The 16,817-nt window shown below is 42.6% G+C and carries 15 protein-coding genes; 5 read left to right on the top strand and 10 right to left on the bottom strand.

All coding sequences use genetic code 11. The annotated features are described in order from the left end of the window. Window positions 1-98 precede the first annotated feature (98 nt). Window positions 99-1,592 (top strand): DHA2 family efflux MFS transporter permease subunit, encoded by a 1,494-nt coding sequence (locus AS888_RS01155; RefSeq protein WP_061140378.1) that lies wholly within the window; start codon window positions 99-101, stop codon window positions 1,590-1,592. 268 nt (window positions 1,593-1,860) lie between these two features. Here the strand turns inward: AS888_RS01155 and AS888_RS01150 are convergent, their stop codons facing one another. Further along, a complete protein-coding gene (locus AS888_RS01150; protein WP_081092257.1) occupies window positions 1,861-2,442 on the bottom strand; it encodes a hypothetical protein in 582 nt (193 codons plus the stop codon). Between the two features lie 163 nt (window positions 2,443-2,605). Between AS888_RS01150 and AS888_RS01145 the strand changes: the two genes are divergently transcribed. After that, complete coding sequence (locus AS888_RS01145) at window positions 2,606-3,004, top strand: DoxX family protein (protein ID WP_061140376.1); 399 nt, start codon at window positions 2,606-2,608, stop codon at window positions 3,002-3,004. 104 nt (window positions 3,005-3,108) lie between these two features. Here AS888_RS01145 and AS888_RS01140 read toward each other — a convergent pair whose 3' ends face one another. Then, window positions 3,109-3,612: a DinB family protein gene (locus AS888_RS01140; protein ID WP_061140375.1), complete on the bottom strand. Its 504-nt coding sequence runs from the start codon at window positions 3,610-3,612 to the stop codon at window positions 3,109-3,111. Between the two features lie 71 nt (window positions 3,613-3,683). Further along, window positions 3,684-4,904, bottom strand: a complete 1,221-nt coding sequence (locus AS888_RS01135; protein ID WP_185113005.1) for a styrene monooxygenase/indole monooxygenase family protein — start codon at window positions 4,902-4,904, stop codon at window positions 3,684-3,686. 334 nt (window positions 4,905-5,238) lie between these two features. On the opposite strand from AS888_RS01135, the gene AS888_RS01130 reads away from it, so the two are divergent. Both AS888_RS01130 and AS888_RS01125 read left to right on the top strand, forming a co-directional pair. Continuing rightward, the gene (locus AS888_RS01130; protein ID WP_061140374.1) at window positions 5,239-5,874 is read left to right on the top strand and encodes a 2OG-Fe(II) oxygenase; all 636 of its coding nucleotides are present in this window, start codon (window positions 5,239-5,241) and stop codon (window positions 5,872-5,874) included. Window positions 5,875-6,223: 349 nt separating this feature from the next. Next, a complete protein-coding gene (locus AS888_RS01125; RefSeq protein ID WP_061140373.1) occupies window positions 6,224-6,427 on the top strand; it encodes an alpha/beta-type small acid-soluble spore protein in 204 nt (67 codons plus the stop codon). A 217-nt stretch (window positions 6,428-6,644) separates the two neighbouring features. On the opposite strand, the gene AS888_RS01120 is transcribed toward AS888_RS01125, so the two are convergent. The 7 genes from AS888_RS01120 to AS888_RS01090 all read right to left on the bottom strand — a co-directional run bounded on the left by AS888_RS01120 (window position 6,645) and on the right by AS888_RS01090 (window position 15,312). Beyond that, window positions 6,645-8,072, bottom strand: a complete 1,428-nt coding sequence (locus AS888_RS01120; RefSeq protein WP_061140501.1) for an aldehyde dehydrogenase family protein — start codon at window positions 8,070-8,072, stop codon at window positions 6,645-6,647. Window positions 8,073-8,308: 236 nt separating this feature from the next. After that, window positions 8,309-9,304, bottom strand: coding sequence for a carbohydrate kinase family protein (locus AS888_RS01115; protein WP_061140372.1), 996 nt, complete (start codon window positions 9,302-9,304; stop codon window positions 8,309-8,311). 54 nt (window positions 9,305-9,358) lie between these two features. Next, on the bottom strand, window positions 9,359-10,831 hold the full coding sequence (locus tag AS888_RS01110; protein ID WP_061140371.1) for a glycoside hydrolase family 32 protein: 1,473 nt from the start codon (window positions 10,829-10,831) through the stop codon (window positions 9,359-9,361). 13 nt (window positions 10,832-10,844) lie between these two features. Further along, complete coding sequence (locus AS888_RS01105; RefSeq protein WP_061140370.1) at window positions 10,845-12,098, bottom strand: MFS transporter; 1,254 nt, start codon at window positions 12,096-12,098, stop codon at window positions 10,845-10,847. A 112-nt stretch (window positions 12,099-12,210) separates the two neighbouring features. After that, a complete protein-coding gene (locus AS888_RS01100; protein WP_061140369.1) occupies window positions 12,211-13,059 on the bottom strand; it encodes a carbohydrate ABC transporter permease in 849 nt (282 codons plus the stop codon). Then, window positions 13,059-14,003, bottom strand: coding sequence for a carbohydrate ABC transporter permease (locus AS888_RS01095; RefSeq protein ID WP_061140368.1), 945 nt, complete (start codon window positions 14,001-14,003; stop codon window positions 13,059-13,061). Before AS888_RS01095 ends, AS888_RS01100 begins: the two co-directional genes overlap by 1 nt. A gap of 10 nt (window positions 14,004-14,013) precedes the next feature. Further along, complete coding sequence (locus AS888_RS01090; protein ID WP_061140500.1) at window positions 14,014-15,312, bottom strand: ABC transporter substrate-binding protein; 1,299 nt, start codon at window positions 15,310-15,312, stop codon at window positions 14,014-14,016. Window positions 15,313-15,619: 307 nt separating this feature from the next. Between AS888_RS01090 and AS888_RS01085 the strand changes: the two genes are divergently transcribed. Next, window positions 15,620-16,603, top strand: a complete 984-nt coding sequence (locus AS888_RS01085) for a LacI family DNA-binding transcriptional regulator (protein ID WP_061140367.1) — start codon at window positions 15,620-15,622, stop codon at window positions 16,601-16,603. Window positions 16,604-16,817: the final 214 nt, after the last annotated feature.

The raw sequence follows: 16,817 nt of genomic DNA, 5'->3' as shown, positions 1-16,817 counted from the left end.
GAAAGAGAGGAACATGAACTCAGTATAGTGATGTGTTTCCATACCTACAAAAACATAGCAGTTATGTTTCAACTTATCCAAAAGGACGTGCTCTAAGAATGAATCAAGACAAAAAAACCTTTACTAAAATTCGAACAGGCCCCATGTTTGCGGTGATGCTTGCTGGTGCTCTCGTCGCTTTCTTGAATCAGACTTTGATCAATATCGCGTTGCCTCAATTGATGAATCATTTTCAAATATCAGCCGCAACCGCCAATTGGCTTACAACGATCTTCTTGTTGGTGAATGGGATTGTCATCCCGATTACGGCTTTCTTAATGGAACGATTCAACACGAGACAATTATATCTTGCTTCGATGGGACTGTTTGCGCTAGGCACTTTATTATGCGGAATTGCCCCTACCTTCTCCGTCTTACTGATCGGACGTGTCGTTCAAGCTGCAGGCGCAGGTATATTATTCCCCTTGATTACAAACGTTATTTTCACTTTATTTCCCCCAAACAAACGCGGCTTTGCAATGGGTATATTTGGAATCGCGATGAATTTCGCCCCAGCCATAGGGCCTACGTTATCAGGATGGATTGTACAAAATTATTCCTGGCGCGTTCTGTTTTTCATCATTTTCCCATTTGCTCTCCTTGACTTTATCTTTGCCCTTTTCATCATTAAGAAAGTGGGTGAAACTAGCAGGCCAAAACTCGATAAGATTGGCGTGATTTTATCGACTCTCGGATTCGGCGGGGTTTTATACGGATTTGCAACAGGGGGTACCAAGGGTTGGGGCAGTTTCGAAGTCCTGACTATGTTCCTTATTGGAGGAATGAGTTTAGGTTTATTTGTCTGGAGGCAATTCACTGTAACGCATCCTATCTTGGAATTCAGGATATTTCGTTACCGGATGTTCACATTAACGACAATCATCAACGTTATCGCGACCATGGGAATGTTTTCCGGTATGATCATCATGCCGATCTATATGCAGAATATCCGTGGCTTCACTCCCCTGGAATCTGGCCTCATGCTGTTGCCCGGCGGCATTTTAATGGGAATCATGTCCCCTATCACAGGGAAGTTGTTTGATCGGTTTGGCGCGAGATGGCTGGCGGTAAGCGGGCTTGCCATTACCATCATCACCACCTTCCTTTTAACCCGTCTTGAAACGGATACATCCTTTTCATATGTGGTGGCGGTATATACGATAAGAATGCTCGGCATGTCGTTATTGATGATGCCCATCTTCACAGCCGGATTGAATGAATTGGCACTTAGCCTGAATAAATATGGAACAGCCATGGTCAATACATTGAGGATGGTTGCAGGTGCTGTTGGCATGGCTTTCTTTGTATCCATCATGACCAATCAGGGAACGAAACATGTACAAGGGATCTTAACTCAACAACACATCTCACCAGAAAATAAACGCCAAATGGCCATGGCGATCAAACAAGGAAACGTAATGGGAGTAAATGACGCATTCATGATCGCAACATGGTTAACAATAGTTGCTTTCATACTCGCCTTTTACATACGGCGAACTTCACCGCAGGAAGATACCATCACGAATCGTCTCTCAAAAAAACATGCAACTTGAATCAATGAGGTTTTAAAATTTTCGGTTTAAAAGGAAGGGGCACTTTTATCAGGTGTCCACTCTTTAATGGGCTCTAAGTCCTTGTACGAAAAAGAAATAAACGAAACGTGGGTACACCTGTCTTGTTCCCAAAGGAAAAAACCTGCCTGGTCCGGAAACCAGGCAGGTTTTTCTGTTGTTCACCAGTGGGCCTATTTTAGAGATTAATTTATTGGAGAAGGTTCGTTCTTTTTTCCCTGTCCAGGATATATCCTATGGGTCCACCGCTTTATTTCTTTCTTTTTCCCCACGGTTTCAGATAAGAAATCACGACTAAAAAAGTTAAAATCGTTAAGCTGATCCCCATACCTAAAAACAAGATTTGCCGACTCTGAAAATAAAGGGGGTTTTGTGAGGGCTCCACATCACTGGAAAGAATTTTTGGGAATAGATTATGTACGACATTACCAGTGATCGTTGACCCTAATAAAATCGCGAAGATGTTACCGATCCACTTGGCCATGATCCAATAATAGGCTGTAAGTCCTCCCCAATTGGTACGTAGTGCGATCCAAACTCCTGTAACGAAGGAGCCCATCGCGCCTGGAATCGTTAAATAATCGTCAAAATAACGGATGAATTTAAGTCCCGCATGAATGGACCCTTTTTCTGAAAAGGAAGCCATCGAAAATAGAACGACTAATTGACCCGCAATGCCACAGAAATACACAATAACAAAAAGGATATGTGCAATGACCCACCATTGTTTTTGCTTGTGGCGCATTTTTCTTGGTATTTTTTTAGCGATGAATACCATTGTCAATATCAACATCAATAGTATCACTGCTACCCTTATGATAAACGCGATCACATGCCAGCCTCCCAACATTTTTAAATTAATGTTCCTTGAAGCTTTATCCTCAGCTTATTTTGATTAAAGTCTTCCTGGAACTCCAAGCTTCAATATAAAGTGTGGATTAAAAAAACGGAAAGGGAATATGATTAAATATCAAACAAGGGGAGGAAAGTAGTAAATGAAAAAAACAAATAGCCTATACTGGGTTTTCACCGGGCTGCTCGTGGCCTTAATGGGCATTGGTTCCATTCCCGATATCTTGTCTGCTCCTGATGCAGTCGCGTTATTTAAGCATTTGGGTTATCCTGCCTACCTCCTGCCGTTTCTTGGAATCGCAAAACTATTAGGTATTGTGGCAATCCTTGTTCCAGGCTTTCCTCGAATCAAGGAATGGGCTTATGCCGGAATGACATTCGATTTGACGGGTGCCATGTACTCAACCATCGTTGTCGGCGATCCCGTAAGTAGTTGGCTTTTTTTCGTCATCGGATTTATTTTGATAGCTGGGTCTTATATTTTTCATCACAAAAGAAGCAAAGCCGCTTCAGTGCTTACTAACGATAGCATCACGACCTGACGACACTTTAGCCAAAGAAAAAGCGGCGTGAACGGTGCTTTTTCTTTGGCTATTTCCTTCAATCCTACTTCTGATCGGTGATTTAATAAAAAACTTTCATGGCATTAAAGTGGTGGATTTTCCACGCCTAGATGGATCCAATCTTCCTTTGGCGGTCCATAAACTCCAGGAGGTTTTATTCCTGCTTGGCGCATTAGTACCGTCATTTGCCCGCGATGATGGATGATATGCTTGATTAACCCCATTAAAATCTCAGCATTCGATTCCTGTCTTCCGAACGCTGTTTGCATTTGTTCGAGTGATTCATCTGTCCAATCCTGTTCAATGACTTGGGCTGCATGGGAGCTTATCTCCTTAAATGCCGCAGCAATTTCTTTGGCTGAAGCAGGAACGCATTCTCCATCCTCTTTCCTGTCGATCTTGAATCCAAAATGAGTTAGATAATCCGGGATATTCGTTGTTACGTGCCACGCAATTCTTCCTAAAGTACGGCCTTCAGGATACACTTGTTGTTTTAAGGCGTCATCTGTCAGGCTATCCATTACATGTTGAGTCAGAATGGCTTCTTTATTCCACTCTCTGCTAAAATCCTTTATTGAACGATACATAGTATTCCTCCCTTTCAAAGATATGGGATCGCTTGGCCTACATTATAAAACATACGTTCCTGCACTTCAAACTAAACGTTCAGTCTTGAAAAAAACGCTTCAAAGGCTTTAGTCGGATCCGCGAACCATTGAGCAACTTCATTTGCTTTGACCTGGTCCTGTGAACCCTGCAGCAGCAATTGAACTACATGCTCAGGCAATGGCTCAGTCATGGCATTTGTCCATGCCGTTACTTCTTTTACAAATGGTTTCGTACGTTTCCAATAAGACTCGCCCAATTCCCCGTCCCACTTGGAATGTTTCCATTCAATGAGGGCTTCATACAATTGCTCCGCACAAAAAGAAGAGAGATTACAGCCTTGACCCGTAATCGGATCGTTTAAAAACACGCTGTCCCCGCAGCCAACAACCAGCTTATCATGAACCATGAGATATGGCTTTCGTATAACGGGCGTTACCGCTGTTAGAAGAAAGCCATTTCTGTCACATAACTTAAATTTTTCCGGATCAAGGCGTTCATAAACGTCAGGAAAGAATTGTTGGACTGCCCCGCTCATTGCATGAGTGAATTCCGAGGCATTCTTCACCCCTTTACATACATCCAGCTCAGTGTTCGGAATTGCCATGATGAATAAAATCGTTACAGGGCCCTGTTCGGTTATTGCAGGAATTTCAAACATTTCACCCACTCCAGGAAGAACCGTTACTCCTATCCCCGGAGGGTCATTTGCTTTTATGCCTGTGAAATAGCCTACAATGCATTTTCGCTGCGGAGCTAGAAAAGGAGACAGCTCCGATTCAATTGGAAACGGAAATAGAGCTCCATTTTTCCCGGTACAATCAATGATTAAATCAAACCCTTCAACCAACGCTTCGACATTTTCCTTGTCCACCTTTTCCAGACGGAAGGAAACCCCTTTTTTTGCAAGGTCTTTCATTGAACGAGCGTAATGCAAGCGTTGATCAATAGATAATGCCGGTTTCTGCAACATCCCGGCAAATAGTTTTTGATTTCCGATTGTAATATGGATGCTTTCGATCTCTGATTGTTCTCCCCAGTTCGGCATATTGAAGCGTCCTTCGCGTATCCTTGTCGATCCAAAATGAACCTGTGTGGACATGATGCGTCCTTCTTTGATTTCCTCTGGTGTACGGCGTTCAATGACGGTGATATCGAATTCGTCCTTTAGTGCATAAGCCAGGTGCAGCCCGGCAATCCCACTGCCAATGATGCAGATGCTCTTTTTCAACGCTACCACTTCCTTATCCGGCGCTATTTTTTTATCAACCATGTGCTTTTGTGAATGCTGCCTTTGGGGGAGGATTTAAACAGGTTTATGGACTTTCCTTGGCTAACATTTCCAGCTCACCATTTATTTTATTGGAGGCTGTTTTTCATGTAAATGGTACTTTAGTGACAATGAACGAGATATAACAGGCTGCCTATGTAACGTATCCATCCATTGATCGGTAATACTGGGGCTTCCTTGCGACGAAGGTGCCCAATTCCTGAATAGGCAAAAAGGTTTATGACAGGCAATTTATGCTATAATTAGCTAGATTAAAAAAAATTACAGAAAAAATATATTATTCTGTTAATTATACCTTTTGAGGAGTCGATGAAAGTTGACAATTGATACCAGTAAAGAACAGACCATCTTTAACCACATTGGTAATAAAATCAAAATAGAAGATAGAGTAATCAATATCATTGCTAGAATGGAAGAACCGTTAATTCTAATATTGGGAAATGTTTTGAGCGACGGGGAATGTGACGAACTGATCCGGCTGTCAAAAGACAAATTGCATCGTTCCAAAATTGGAAATGCTCGCGAAGTAAATGAGATGAGGACAAGCAGCAGCATGTTTTTTCAAGAAAATGAAAATGACACCATCGCCAAGATTGAAAAAAGAATATCGACCATCATGAATATCCCTCGTGAACATGGGGATGGCATTCAAATCCTTAAATATACTCCTGGTCAAGAATATAAAGCTCACTTTGATTTTTTCACAAGTAAAGAGACTAAGAATAATCGAATCAGCACACTTGTCATGTATTTAAATGATGTGGAGCATGGGGGAGAAACATTTTTCCCTAAACTGAATTTGTCCATATCACCGCATAAGGGAATGGCGGTCTATTTCGAGTATTTCTATAATGACCATGAATTGAACGAACGGACGTTACACGGCGGCGCACCGGTTATCGCCGATGAAAAATGGGTGGCGACTCAATGGATGAGAAAACAAAAAAAATAACGTTTTGATCGATTGCCATTTTAAAGGCGATACGAACCCATCCCTCATCATATAACCGTTTTGCACGCCTGCTGAGATTGAAAAGGACCCAAGGGGTCCTTTTTTACTGCCTTTCGCTTTGAAAAATCTCCCGAGGATATCAAGATCAATGAAGCTATCATCCCCAAGGACAAATTGAAATTAACATTACTCGCTACAATCGACCTTATCTTATATGCATATAGACTGCAGGAGCCTGCCATATATTCGATTAAATCTTCGGAAATTTTTTTTCATTTTGATGTATATAACTGTTTACAATATCGAAACCTATGACTAGCAACACATTAAATTATTAGGAGCTGAAAACATGGCTAAGAACAACAACAGCAATCAATTGGTAGTTAGTGGTGCAGAACAAGCTCTAGAACAAATGAAATACGAAATCGCAAGTGAATTTGGCGTTAACCTTGGTCCTGATACAACATCCCGCGCAAATGGCTCTGTTGGTGGAGAAATCACGAAACGTTTAGTGCAAATGGCTGAGCAGCAATTAGGCGGAAGAACTCGTTAATCGAAATTATATGTACTGTTAGGGATAGTATTGATGCTATCCCTATTTATTTTGTTTATTTATTCCTCTTTAAAACATCCTATCGGGGCGTCCATTCTTACGGAACGTTTCTAAAGAATAAGAACGACCTTTCCCCGGGTGAATACCGAGAAAAGGCCGCCGCTTACAATCTTATGTGAGAAGCTAATTTATCGAGGGCAGGGCCACAAATGCCACTTCAAGAAGGCATGCCTAGAATGGCTTTTGGCTCAAGAAATTCTTCCATTCCGTAATCTCCCCATTCACGACCGATGCCTGATTGCTTGAATCCGCCAAATGGCGCTGAATAGTCTATTTTGGCATTGTTGACCGTGATTTGCCCAGCACGAATATTTGAAGCCACTTTTCTCAATTCGGCAGCATCCTCACCAAAAACATATCCTGCTAAACCATATATCGTATCATTGGCGATCTCAATCGCTTCATCAATGGTTTCGTACGTAAGAATCGACATGACAGGACCGAATATTTCTTCTTTTGCTATGGTCATATCACTTTTCACATCAGTGAAAACCGTAATCTTCGTGAAGTAACCTTTATCAAGTCCTTCTGGTTTTCCCGTGCCACCAGCAACAAGGACCGCGCCTTCATCCTTACCTTTTTCAATATAGGATTGGACCGTTTTCCATTGTCCCTCCGATACTTGCGGTCCCATGAAGGTGGCCTTATCTTGCGGATCTCCTACAGGAAATTCCGGGAGCACCTCTTTTATCGCTTTAATGAACTCATCATGCATCGATTTGGGAATGATGGTCCTCGTGGCAGCCGTACAAACCTGTCCTGTATTCATCGCGACATTCAAGACAGCCGTTCGTGCCGCTTCTTTTACATTGGCGTCTTTTAAAATCACTAATGGTGATTTCCCGCCAAGTTCGAGTGATACTTTCTTTATATCCTGAGCGGCGTTTTCCATGATTTTCGAACCAACGCTTCCAGAACCAGTAAACGAGACAAAATCAATACCAGGGTGGGAGCTGATCGCTTCCCCAATGGTGGAACCAGAGCCATTCACTAAATTGAATGCACCTTTTGGCATGCCAGCACTTTCAAATATTTCCGCGAGAATGATTGCCGTCAGTGGCGTCAAGGCAGCCGGTTTGAGGACGACTGTGCTTCCTGCCGCAAATGCACTCGCCAATTTCGTACAAACTTGGTTGGCAGGAAAATTCCAAGGTGTGATGAGCCCAGCAACACCAATTGCCTCTTTTTGAATGAGTGTGTCTCCACGCTGTTCGGTGAATTCGAATGTTTTCAGGTTTTCAGCCGCTTTTTTAAAATGCTGCAAGCCCATCTCATACTGCACTTGTTCACTTCGTGTAACAGGGGAGCCTAACTCTTCTGTCATGACGCTGACAAGATCATCCTTCCGATTTTCATATTCTTTTGCGATATTCTCCAGAAGCTTGATCCTCTCTTCTCTCGACATTCTAGAAAATGCAGGAAATGCTGCACGAGCCGCTTCGACAGCGCGATCGACATCCTCCTTTGTTCCCGAAATGATCTTGCCGATGACTTCTTCCGTAGCTGGATTGATAACATCAATCGTTTCCGATCCTGTGGAATCAACCCACTCACCATTAATGTACTGTTGTGTATAATTACGCATCTTTCCAGCTCCTTTATCTTGTTGGATTTTATTCATATCAATTATTTTCCCTAATTTTTTTTCAGTAAACACTAAAAAAATACTTGAATTCATTTTGTCTCCACTTCTTCTTGACTCCTTTAACCGACACATAACCTACGCCAGAGGGAGCTCACGTAAAAAAAACCGTTCGGTTTCTCCCGAACGGGACAGACAAAAAAAGATGAGTCTGCTTGCAGGCTTGCAACCCTCGATTGTCATCGAGATTCGTTTTTGGTACGTTGAGTGGCAATGAAAGTCAATACATGACGTTTACCGGGAGCTTCCTGTATCGCTCCTTTGACGGAGGCCGTCAGTGCCCCACTTGCATTGGCAAATGTAAGTAATCGCTGATGGTGTTCCCTGACTCGCTGACGAAGATTTCCGTTTGTAATATCCAAAGAAACCAGCTCCGATAAAAATCCACCCATGAATGCATCACCCGCCCCTGTTGTATCTGAAACAGTCACGGAAAATCCTGGGTCTTCGTATAACTCGCCATTCTTTAAATAGATGCTCGCGCCTTTACTGCCTTTAGTAAAAATGACGACGTTCACGTTCCCGACAAAAAGAGTGTCAATCGCCGCTTTTTCCATATTCGTATCCGTTACGAAAGTTAGTTCTTCCTCGGATACTTTAACGATATCAGCAAGAGGCAAAAAGTCTTGGATCGTTTGGCGGCAGCTTGCTTCATCAGGCCATAACGGAAGCCGTACGTTAAGGTCAAAGCTAACGATGCCGCCAATTTCGCGAAAAGCATTGATGACTTTCCTATGCGTTTGCTTCATCGGGCTCTCAACCAAATCAACAGAGCAAAAGTGAAGAAAGTCACCTCCATTAAACCATTCGTCTTTCACTTCTTCAGGAGACAGCAATAAATCCGCTGCATTTTTCCGGTAAAAACTAAAGCTTCTTTCTCCTGCCGCATCGATCGATACATAGGCCAATCCAGTTTCCCCTTCATCACTTCGCACGATATACGAGGTATCTACGTCGTTTTCTTGTAGCACGTCCAGTAAATGGTCGCCAAAATGATCATTGGCGATTTTGGAAAGCATGACGGAATTCCCTCCATACTTTGCAATCGCGATGGCCACATTCATCGGAGCTCCGCCTGCGACACGTTCAAAACAAGACACAGTTTTTAATGATTTTTGTTTTTGAACAGGAATGAAATCAATTAATGCCTCACCGATACAAAATATTTTTTTCAATGCATTTCCTCCGAACTAAGGAACAAGTGTTTAGTCACTTGTTCCCGGTATTTTTCATTTCCATGTGTCTTGTAGCGTCCAGTAAGTTAATTCGTCGATTTGCACAGCACCATTCACTGTAAATAGCTCGATGCCAAGCCTCTCTTCTTTCGGATAGATACGGCTTGTCATGCTTGTTTGTCCATTGTTGGCAAATACTTCGATCGACGATCGGTCAAGGAATATCCGCAAAGAGAGTAAGTCTTTCGCATTTAGAGGTGCCTTTCTAACACCGTCTTTCATTTTTCCAAACTTGGAGCAATCAAGTGTTAGCTGCCCTTCTTCTACATCATAGCTTAGAATAAGCTCCTCCTGCTCGACTCCGCGAACCTTCAAACCGACAGATCGGGCGTTAGCATCCGTTAAATCGAAAACGGCTTTCACCTCGATCAGGTCTTCTTTTGTATCAATCAAGTAATTCTCCAAAATCGGTCGTTTTTTACATTCATTGTGTTCGGTTTCTCGCAATAAGGTAATCTCTTCAACTGGATTCATCAATATTTCCAATTGGTCACCTAGCGTGATTTCGCGCGGCAATGTCAAGGCACCACACCATCCATCTGCTTTGGTCGGCATGTTTGACTCCCACATATCCATCCATCCAATCGCAACCCTACGTCCTTCATCATCCAATAAAGTTTGAACAGCATAAAAGTCATGTCCATGATCTAATTCGGTAAAAGGACCATGACTAAACTCGTTTGTATCATAATCATAGTCCCCTACCAAATATCCGGTTTGAAAAAGGTTATTATAGGCGTCCCCTTCCGCTTCGATTCCTTGGGGTGAAATCATTAAAATATGTTTACCATTCAATTCGAAAAAATCAGGACATTCCCACATATACCCAAGCGTACCGTCACTTTGTGCAAGCACTCCTCTGTAATCCCAATGACGAAGGTCAGGCGAGCGGTATAGGATTACCCTTCCTACTTTATCTTGAGTCGCGTTGCCTAAAACCATATACCATGTGTCATCATGCTTCCAGACCTTTGGATCTCGGAAGTGATGCGCGCTATCTGCGGGTGGATGGTCAATGACTGGATTTTCACTTGCTTTTTCAAAAGTAATTCCATCTTTACTGACGGCAATGTTTTGATTTTGATAGAAGATGTCTTTTTCTTTATCCGTATAGTGATGACCTGTATAAACTAACGTTAATTCACCATCGTTATCTACGGCACTGCCGGAAAAACAACCATCGGTATCACAAGCGTCTCCGGGAGTTAAAGCAATAGGCAGGTGCTCCCAATGGACAAGGTCCTTACTTTTCACGTGCCCCCAGTGCATGGGTCCCCAATTTTCATCCAAAGGATTATGTTGGTAAAACACATGATATTCGCCTTTATAATAGATTAAACCATTGGGATCATTTATCCAGTTAGCAGGGGCCATGATATGGTAGCCTAATCGATAGCGATCATTCATTTTTCCTTTTGCTTCGCTAAGTGCCTCTTCCGCTCGGTTCGTTCTACTTTTCTGTAACATATTAAAAATCCTCCTAGACTACTTGAGATAGATTCTTCTCATTATTATTGAAGTTTGTATTCTTTTTAGGGTTCAAGAGAGTGAATATGGAAAGGAACGTAAAGCATAATGCCACGATTCCCATGATAATATATGCCTGGCGGAAGCCTATACTATCGTATAATTGCCCCGCGATCGGTGAAAGGATCGATGCCCCTACCTGGGAGGTGAAATGAAATCCAACCAAATATAAAATGGAGGATAAACGTGTATCAAAGTTAGCAGCTAAATATTTGAAAATGGCAATCAACATGATCGGCAATTCCAGGGCATGAATTAATTTCATGGATGAAATTCCGATCGGGCCATCCACAAGGCCTGAACCAATGATTCTGAAGGACATCAATGCCCCGGCTAAAATCAAACTGTTCTTTGCCCCGATTTTATTCACGATGAATGGAGCAGCGAATAGCATGCCTGCCTCCAACAATACTTGGAACGAATTCAGATAGCCAAATACTTGGTTCCCCATGGCAACAGTCGGGAATAAGGATGCGTAATAAAGTGGGAATTGTTGATCATACACGGCGTAGACGCAGGTCACTCCCATAACGTACATCATCAAAAACCAAAAATCCTTCAGTAAGAAAAGTCCTCCAACATCCTTCAAGGCTACAGAATCCGCTTTGTCCATCTCGTAATCTGTCATTTCTATCTTTACAGACAGGATGATGGCAACCAATATGATCGCTGATGCCGATGCCACCCAAAAATTGATATCCGGATTCACGTTGAATTGCTGACCGGCAAAAAATGTCGCTGATGCCCATCCCAATGAACCCCACATTCTCGACTTTCCATATTCGAATTCATATTTCCGACTGACTTTTTCAATGTACGATTCAATCGCGCCAATTCCAGCCAGGAACGATATGCCTAAGTAAATTCCCCCAACCGCTGCCCCTAAAAAAAGATGGTATTGCAAGAGCGGCCCGTAAACGAAAATATAAAACGGTCCTACAAAGATGAGCAACATACTGATGAAGAACAAGATGTTCTTCTTTAAACCTATCCTGTCGGAAATATAACCATATATTGGCTGCATGCATAAGGCAAAAATAGCATTGATGGAGAAGATGATTCCTGTCGCTGCCCCATCCAAGTGTATCTCCTGTCCCAACCAAATGGAAAATAACGAGTAACTGGAAGACCATGTGAAAAAGAAAAAGAAAAAATAGGCACTCAATTTCCAGTACAGCCTTTTTGAATCATTCCTTGTAGTTGCCATATGATAGCCCCTTTTACCGAATAGTTAAAAATCCAACTCGGGACCAATCCATTCCCGCTATCTTTGAAATGCCGTAATCATTCCTGATTGTTAGTCTGAGCACAGGCAAAGCCTACTTAATGCCAGTTCCCGAGCCCCCGAGGCCTTCCAAGATGTATCGCTGTGCCACGATATAAATAAGAATCAAGGGAATCGTGGATATCGTCAATACAGCCATGACCTGATTGATGTAAACTGGATCGGTACTGTTGATGGCCGTTATCGCCACCTGGATGGGGAATTTCGACTTGTCCGTCAAGACCATCAGCGGCCAGATATAATCATTCCAGCTTCCGATGAACGCCAATGTTCCAACTGTGGCGACAGCCGGCTTTGACATCGGCAGCATGATTCGCCAGAAGACCTGCCAATTGTTCGCACCATCCAATTTAGCCGATTCGATAACGGATTCCGGAATCGCCATGAAGAAGTTCCTGAACAAATAAATATTGAATGCTCCTGCCAATGCCGGCAAGATAACGGCGAGACGTGTGTCCACTAACCCTAGTTTGTGAATTATGGTGAATTGGGAGATTAAGATCGTTTCGAATGGTACGATCAAAAGCGCCAACAAGATCCCGAACAACCATTTTTTTCCGCTGAATTTGAGCTTAGCGAATGCATACCCGGCCATCCCATTGATAATGATCGAACCGATCGCCACACACGCTCCATAAAACAAACTATTGCCGATGTAACCGATTAAATGAAAGCGTGACAGAACCTGACTGTAGGATACAAACCATTCCGAGATATGAAAGGATGGCAGGAAGGCCTTCAATGTATTCATATTATTGTAAACTTCCGCCTCTGGTTTCATCGAGGATGCTACCATCCAAATCAGCGGGAAAATGAATAGTACCGCTAACAGAACCAAGCAAACGTATTCAAGAATGGTTAAGGGCCCGAATTTCCTTTGCATCAATCATCGTCCTCCTTGACCAATTTTCGTTGCGCAAGCGTAACTATTCCAATGATGGTACCGAACAAAAGCGCCATCGAGCTGGCATAACCGACCATCCGATCCGTAAACCCTGTTTGATAAATGTAATAGACAACCGTCATGGTGGAATTCATCGGCCCACCTTGTGTCATGACCATCGGTTGGACCAACAGTTTAAATGCCCCGATCAACGTGGTGATGAAGATAAACACGGAAGTCGGCTTCAATAAAGGTAAGGTGATATAAATGAATCTGTGCCATTTGTTCATGCCATCCATCTGTGCCGCTTCGTATACATCCATTGGGATATTCTGCAATCCAGCCAGGAAAATCAGCATCTGAAATCCAGCCCCTTGCCAAGCCGAAACAACAACGATCGTAAATATTGCCTGCTTTGGACTCGTCAAAAATGGTTGGGCTGAAATCCCGATGTATCTAAGTGCGTTATTGATGATGCCTTCATTCGGATTCAGCAAATATAGCCAAAGAACGGATATGACCACAAGTGACATGACGACGGGACTGAAATAGGCTACTTTAAAAAACGTATTGGCCCTTCGTTGTTTATTTAACAGGAGGGCCATACCGAGCGCTGACCCTACCTGCAATGGAATCACGAAAACTACGAATTTGAGTGTATTCAACAGACTTTTAAGGAATATCGGGTCTTTGAATAAATGGAAAAAGTTATCCAGACCCACAAATTTACGCATATCGGGTGTAAGTAAATAATAATCGGTAAATGCATAATAGACTGCCATGATTACCGGTATTACGAGAAACATCGACAAAATCAATAATGCGGGACCCAAAAACGCATAAGCGATCATATTATCCTTCCAGTGGATCCGAGCCCTCAAACCTTTCTCCGATTTCAGATACGTGTAGGCCAAGCCGTTCGTTTTCCATCCCATTTTACTCATATTTCCTCCTCTAATTGGCCTTATCGACAGCTGATTGCATTTCTTCAGCACGTGTATCCAGAACTTTCTGAATATCACGATTTTGATCATAGAAGCTGATATCATCGATCGCTTGCTGGAAGGCACGCGTCACTTGCGGATAAGCTGGTGTCACGGGGCGTGCATGCCCTGTTTCCTTTAATTGCTTCATGAAGACATTCATTTGCTCGGAAAATTCTTTCGTCATTACTTTTTCCGAAGAATACCGAACGGGCAATGCTGCAATCGAACGGCTCAGCTCGATATTGGATTCTTTATTCGTCATCCAATCGACCAATTTTGCCGACCATTCTTTATTTTCCGAGGTTTGCGTCATCGCAAATTGCCAGCTGCCTGAAGGAGAAACCAATTTCTTTGTAGTTGGTGAGACCGGATAAGGCATCACGCCATACTCCACTTTCGGGAAGTTGGTCTTCAAATCGGTTACGGTCCATACACCGCTGAATTTCATAGGATATTTTTCTGTTTCAAACGCTTGTTTGACCGGAGTCCGTGTCGTATATCCTTCCTTCAGCATCGTTTGGACGAAATCCATGGCTTCGACGGTAGGAGCTTGATTGAAGACACCCTCGACCTTCTTGCCATCTTTCGAAACAAGGTCACCCCCAGCTGACCAAACAAAGGGCGTCAGTGCGTATGTCAGCATTTCATCTTTCGCTTGTAATTGCATATCTATCGCTGGTTTTTTGTATTTATCTGTTAGCGTTTTACAAAGCTCAAGGAATTGGGTCCACGTCCAAGGAGAATCGACCGTTGGCAGCGTTTTCAAATCAATTCCGGCTTCTTGGAACATTTTTTTGTTGTAGTAAATGCCCACGGATGATTCACTCACACCGATCGCATAAAGCTTGCCTTGATAGGTTCCCTGCTGCTTAATGCTTGGAAGCAAGTCATCCTGGTCTTTCACATATTCATCCAACGGCGAAATGACACCGGATTTGGCATACGCGGCTGTATTGGGCCCATCCAATGTGATGACATCCGGCAGGGTGCTGGTCGTAAGGGCTGCATTCACTTTATCTTCGTAGCCCCCGCCATTTCCGCTGCGCGGAATGAATTCAATTTTAGCTTCTATATCATCAGAGGCATATTCCTTGTTAAACGCTTCCACGCGTTTTTTGTATACCTTTCCTTCTTCATTATCATCAGAAACGTGGACCCACATCGTGATTTTCTTTTTCCCATCTCCATCCACGCTTTCACTATTACTGCAACCTACCGCTGCAAACATCAATAATAATGATACCCCGACAAAAAGTAATTTTTTCATGACCATCATTCCCCCTTCTTATGAATCCATCGATAAAAGCGCTTTCAACTAGAATTTTATGTCAACCGGTACCATATGTCAATCGGTTGACATGTTTTTTTTGAAAAATTTAAATTTTATGGTAAACTTCAAAAAGAGGATGAAGTTGGAAACCATATGATAATCAAGCCAAAATCAGCTTGCTGAAAAATACTTCTTAAACCAAGTGACATTGTTATCAAAACGCAAATAAAGCTTATACAGTTACTTTTCAAGAAAAATGTAGGTACAATTATGAATGGTAATTTAGAAGATGGGAGGAATGGAAATGAAGCCCAGCATTGATGATGTAGCAGAAGCTGCAGGTGTTTCAAGAACAACGGTTTCACGTGTCTTGAATAATCGCGGTTACATCAGTCAAAAAACGAAAGACAATGTATACAAGGCAATGAAGGAAATCAATTATATCCCTAACGACTTGGCTCGTTCTCTTTTCAATAAACGAACCAATATCATAGGTCTGATCGTCCCCAAAACGAGTAACCCATTTTTCGGTGAACTCTCCTTCCACATAGAAAGCATTTGCGCTTCATTCGGTTATAAGGTATTGCTCTGCAACAGTGTCAACCGAATGGACAAAGAGGAAAAATATCTTGAAATGCTGCTGCGAAATCAGGTCGATGGGGTAATCGTCGTAACCTATAACCGAGGGGTCATGAATTATCATCGGGAAAATTTCCCTGTCGTTGCGGTTGACCATTACCTATCAGAAACGATTCCTGTCGTTGGCTCTGATAATTATGACGGCGGAAAACAGGCCACCGAACTATTATTGAAAAAGGGCTGCCAGCATATTATTCATATTAATGGCCCTATTGAACTGGAAACGCCCGCAAATTTAAGGAGAAAAGCGTACGAAGATATCATGATGAAAAATGGAAGAACACCCATTACATATGAAGTTTCCAATACATTTGACCAGATGATCCACCGGGAGCTGATTTGTAAGCTATTTGATGAACAGCCCGAGGTGGATGGTATCTTTGCAAGCGATGATTTAATCGCGGCTTCCGTAATGGCTGAAGCTAAAAAACGCAAAAAAGACATACCATCGCAATTGAAAGTTGTCGGATATGATGGTACGGAAACAGGTCAGATTTTATTACCGGAATTGACAACGATCCAACAGCCGATTGATTTAATCGCAAAGACGGCCATCGATATTTTATTAAAAGAAATTGAAGGGGAGTTCAACGATCTGCCGCTGGAAACATGCCTCCCCGTCACTCTTATCGAAGGTGGAAGCACGTAAAAAATTATGAAAGCCTTACATTAGCAAAAGCCTGATCCAAATTGGATACAGGCTTTCAGTTTGTAGACAAAAGGGGTTCGGAATTAAACAATTCCGAACCCCTTTTGAAATTCCTTTGAAATTCCTTTGAAATTTTGACCAAAGGTTACGAGATTTGGGCTCTTCGAGCCACTATGTTAAGCCGTTTTAGGACCTTGCCATGTCCAAGTGGCCA

It is taken from the genome of Peribacillus simplex (genome assembly GCF_001542915.1).
In the GTDB taxonomy this organism is placed as follows: domain Bacteria; phylum Bacillota; class Bacilli; order Bacillales; family DSM-1321; genus Peribacillus; species Peribacillus simplex_B.
The sequence above is the reverse complement of the archived record's forward strand: the minus strand, read 5'-3'. Positions and strand labels throughout refer to the sequence as shown.

Bases quoted from the DNA above. Each gene is read 5' to 3' on its own strand.
- AS888_RS01155 (WP_061140378.1), top strand. From the start codon at position 99: ATGAATCAAGACAAAAAAACCTTTACTAAAATTCGAACAGGCCCCATG.
- AS888_RS01145 (WP_061140376.1), top strand. From the start codon at position 2,606: ATGAAAAAAACAAATAGCCTATACTGGGTTTTCACCGGGCTGCTCGTG.
- AS888_RS01140 (WP_061140375.1), bottom strand. From the start codon at position 3,612: ATGTATCGTTCAATAAAGGATTTTAGCAGAGAGTGGAATAAAGAAGCC.
- AS888_RS01135 (WP_185113005.1), bottom strand. From the start codon at position 4,904: ATGGTTGATAAAAAAATAGCGCCGGATAAGGAAGTGGTAGCGTTGAAA.
- AS888_RS01125 (WP_061140373.1), top strand. From the start codon at position 6,224: ATGGCTAAGAACAACAACAGCAATCAATTGGTAGTTAGTGGTGCAGAA.
- AS888_RS01120 (WP_061140501.1), bottom strand. From the start codon at position 8,072: ATGCGTAATTATACACAACAGTACATTAATGGTGAGTGGGTTGATTCC.
- AS888_RS01110 (WP_061140371.1), bottom strand. From the start codon at position 10,831: ATGTTACAGAAAAGTAGAACGAACCGAGCGGAAGAGGCACTTAGCGAA.
- AS888_RS01105 (WP_061140370.1), bottom strand. From the start codon at position 12,098: ATGGCAACTACAAGGAATGATTCAAAAAGGCTGTACTGGAAATTGAGT.
- AS888_RS01100 (WP_061140369.1), bottom strand. From the start codon at position 13,059: ATGCAAAGGAAATTCGGGCCCTTAACCATTCTTGAATACGTTTGCTTG.
- AS888_RS01095 (WP_061140368.1), bottom strand. From the start codon at position 14,003: ATGAGTAAAATGGGATGGAAAACGAACGGCTTGGCCTACACGTATCTG.
- AS888_RS01090 (WP_061140500.1), bottom strand. From the start codon at position 15,312: ATGAAAAAATTACTTTTTGTCGGGGTATCATTATTATTGATGTTTGCA.
- AS888_RS01085 (WP_061140367.1), top strand. From the start codon at position 15,620: ATGAAGCCCAGCATTGATGATGTAGCAGAAGCTGCAGGTGTTTCAAGA.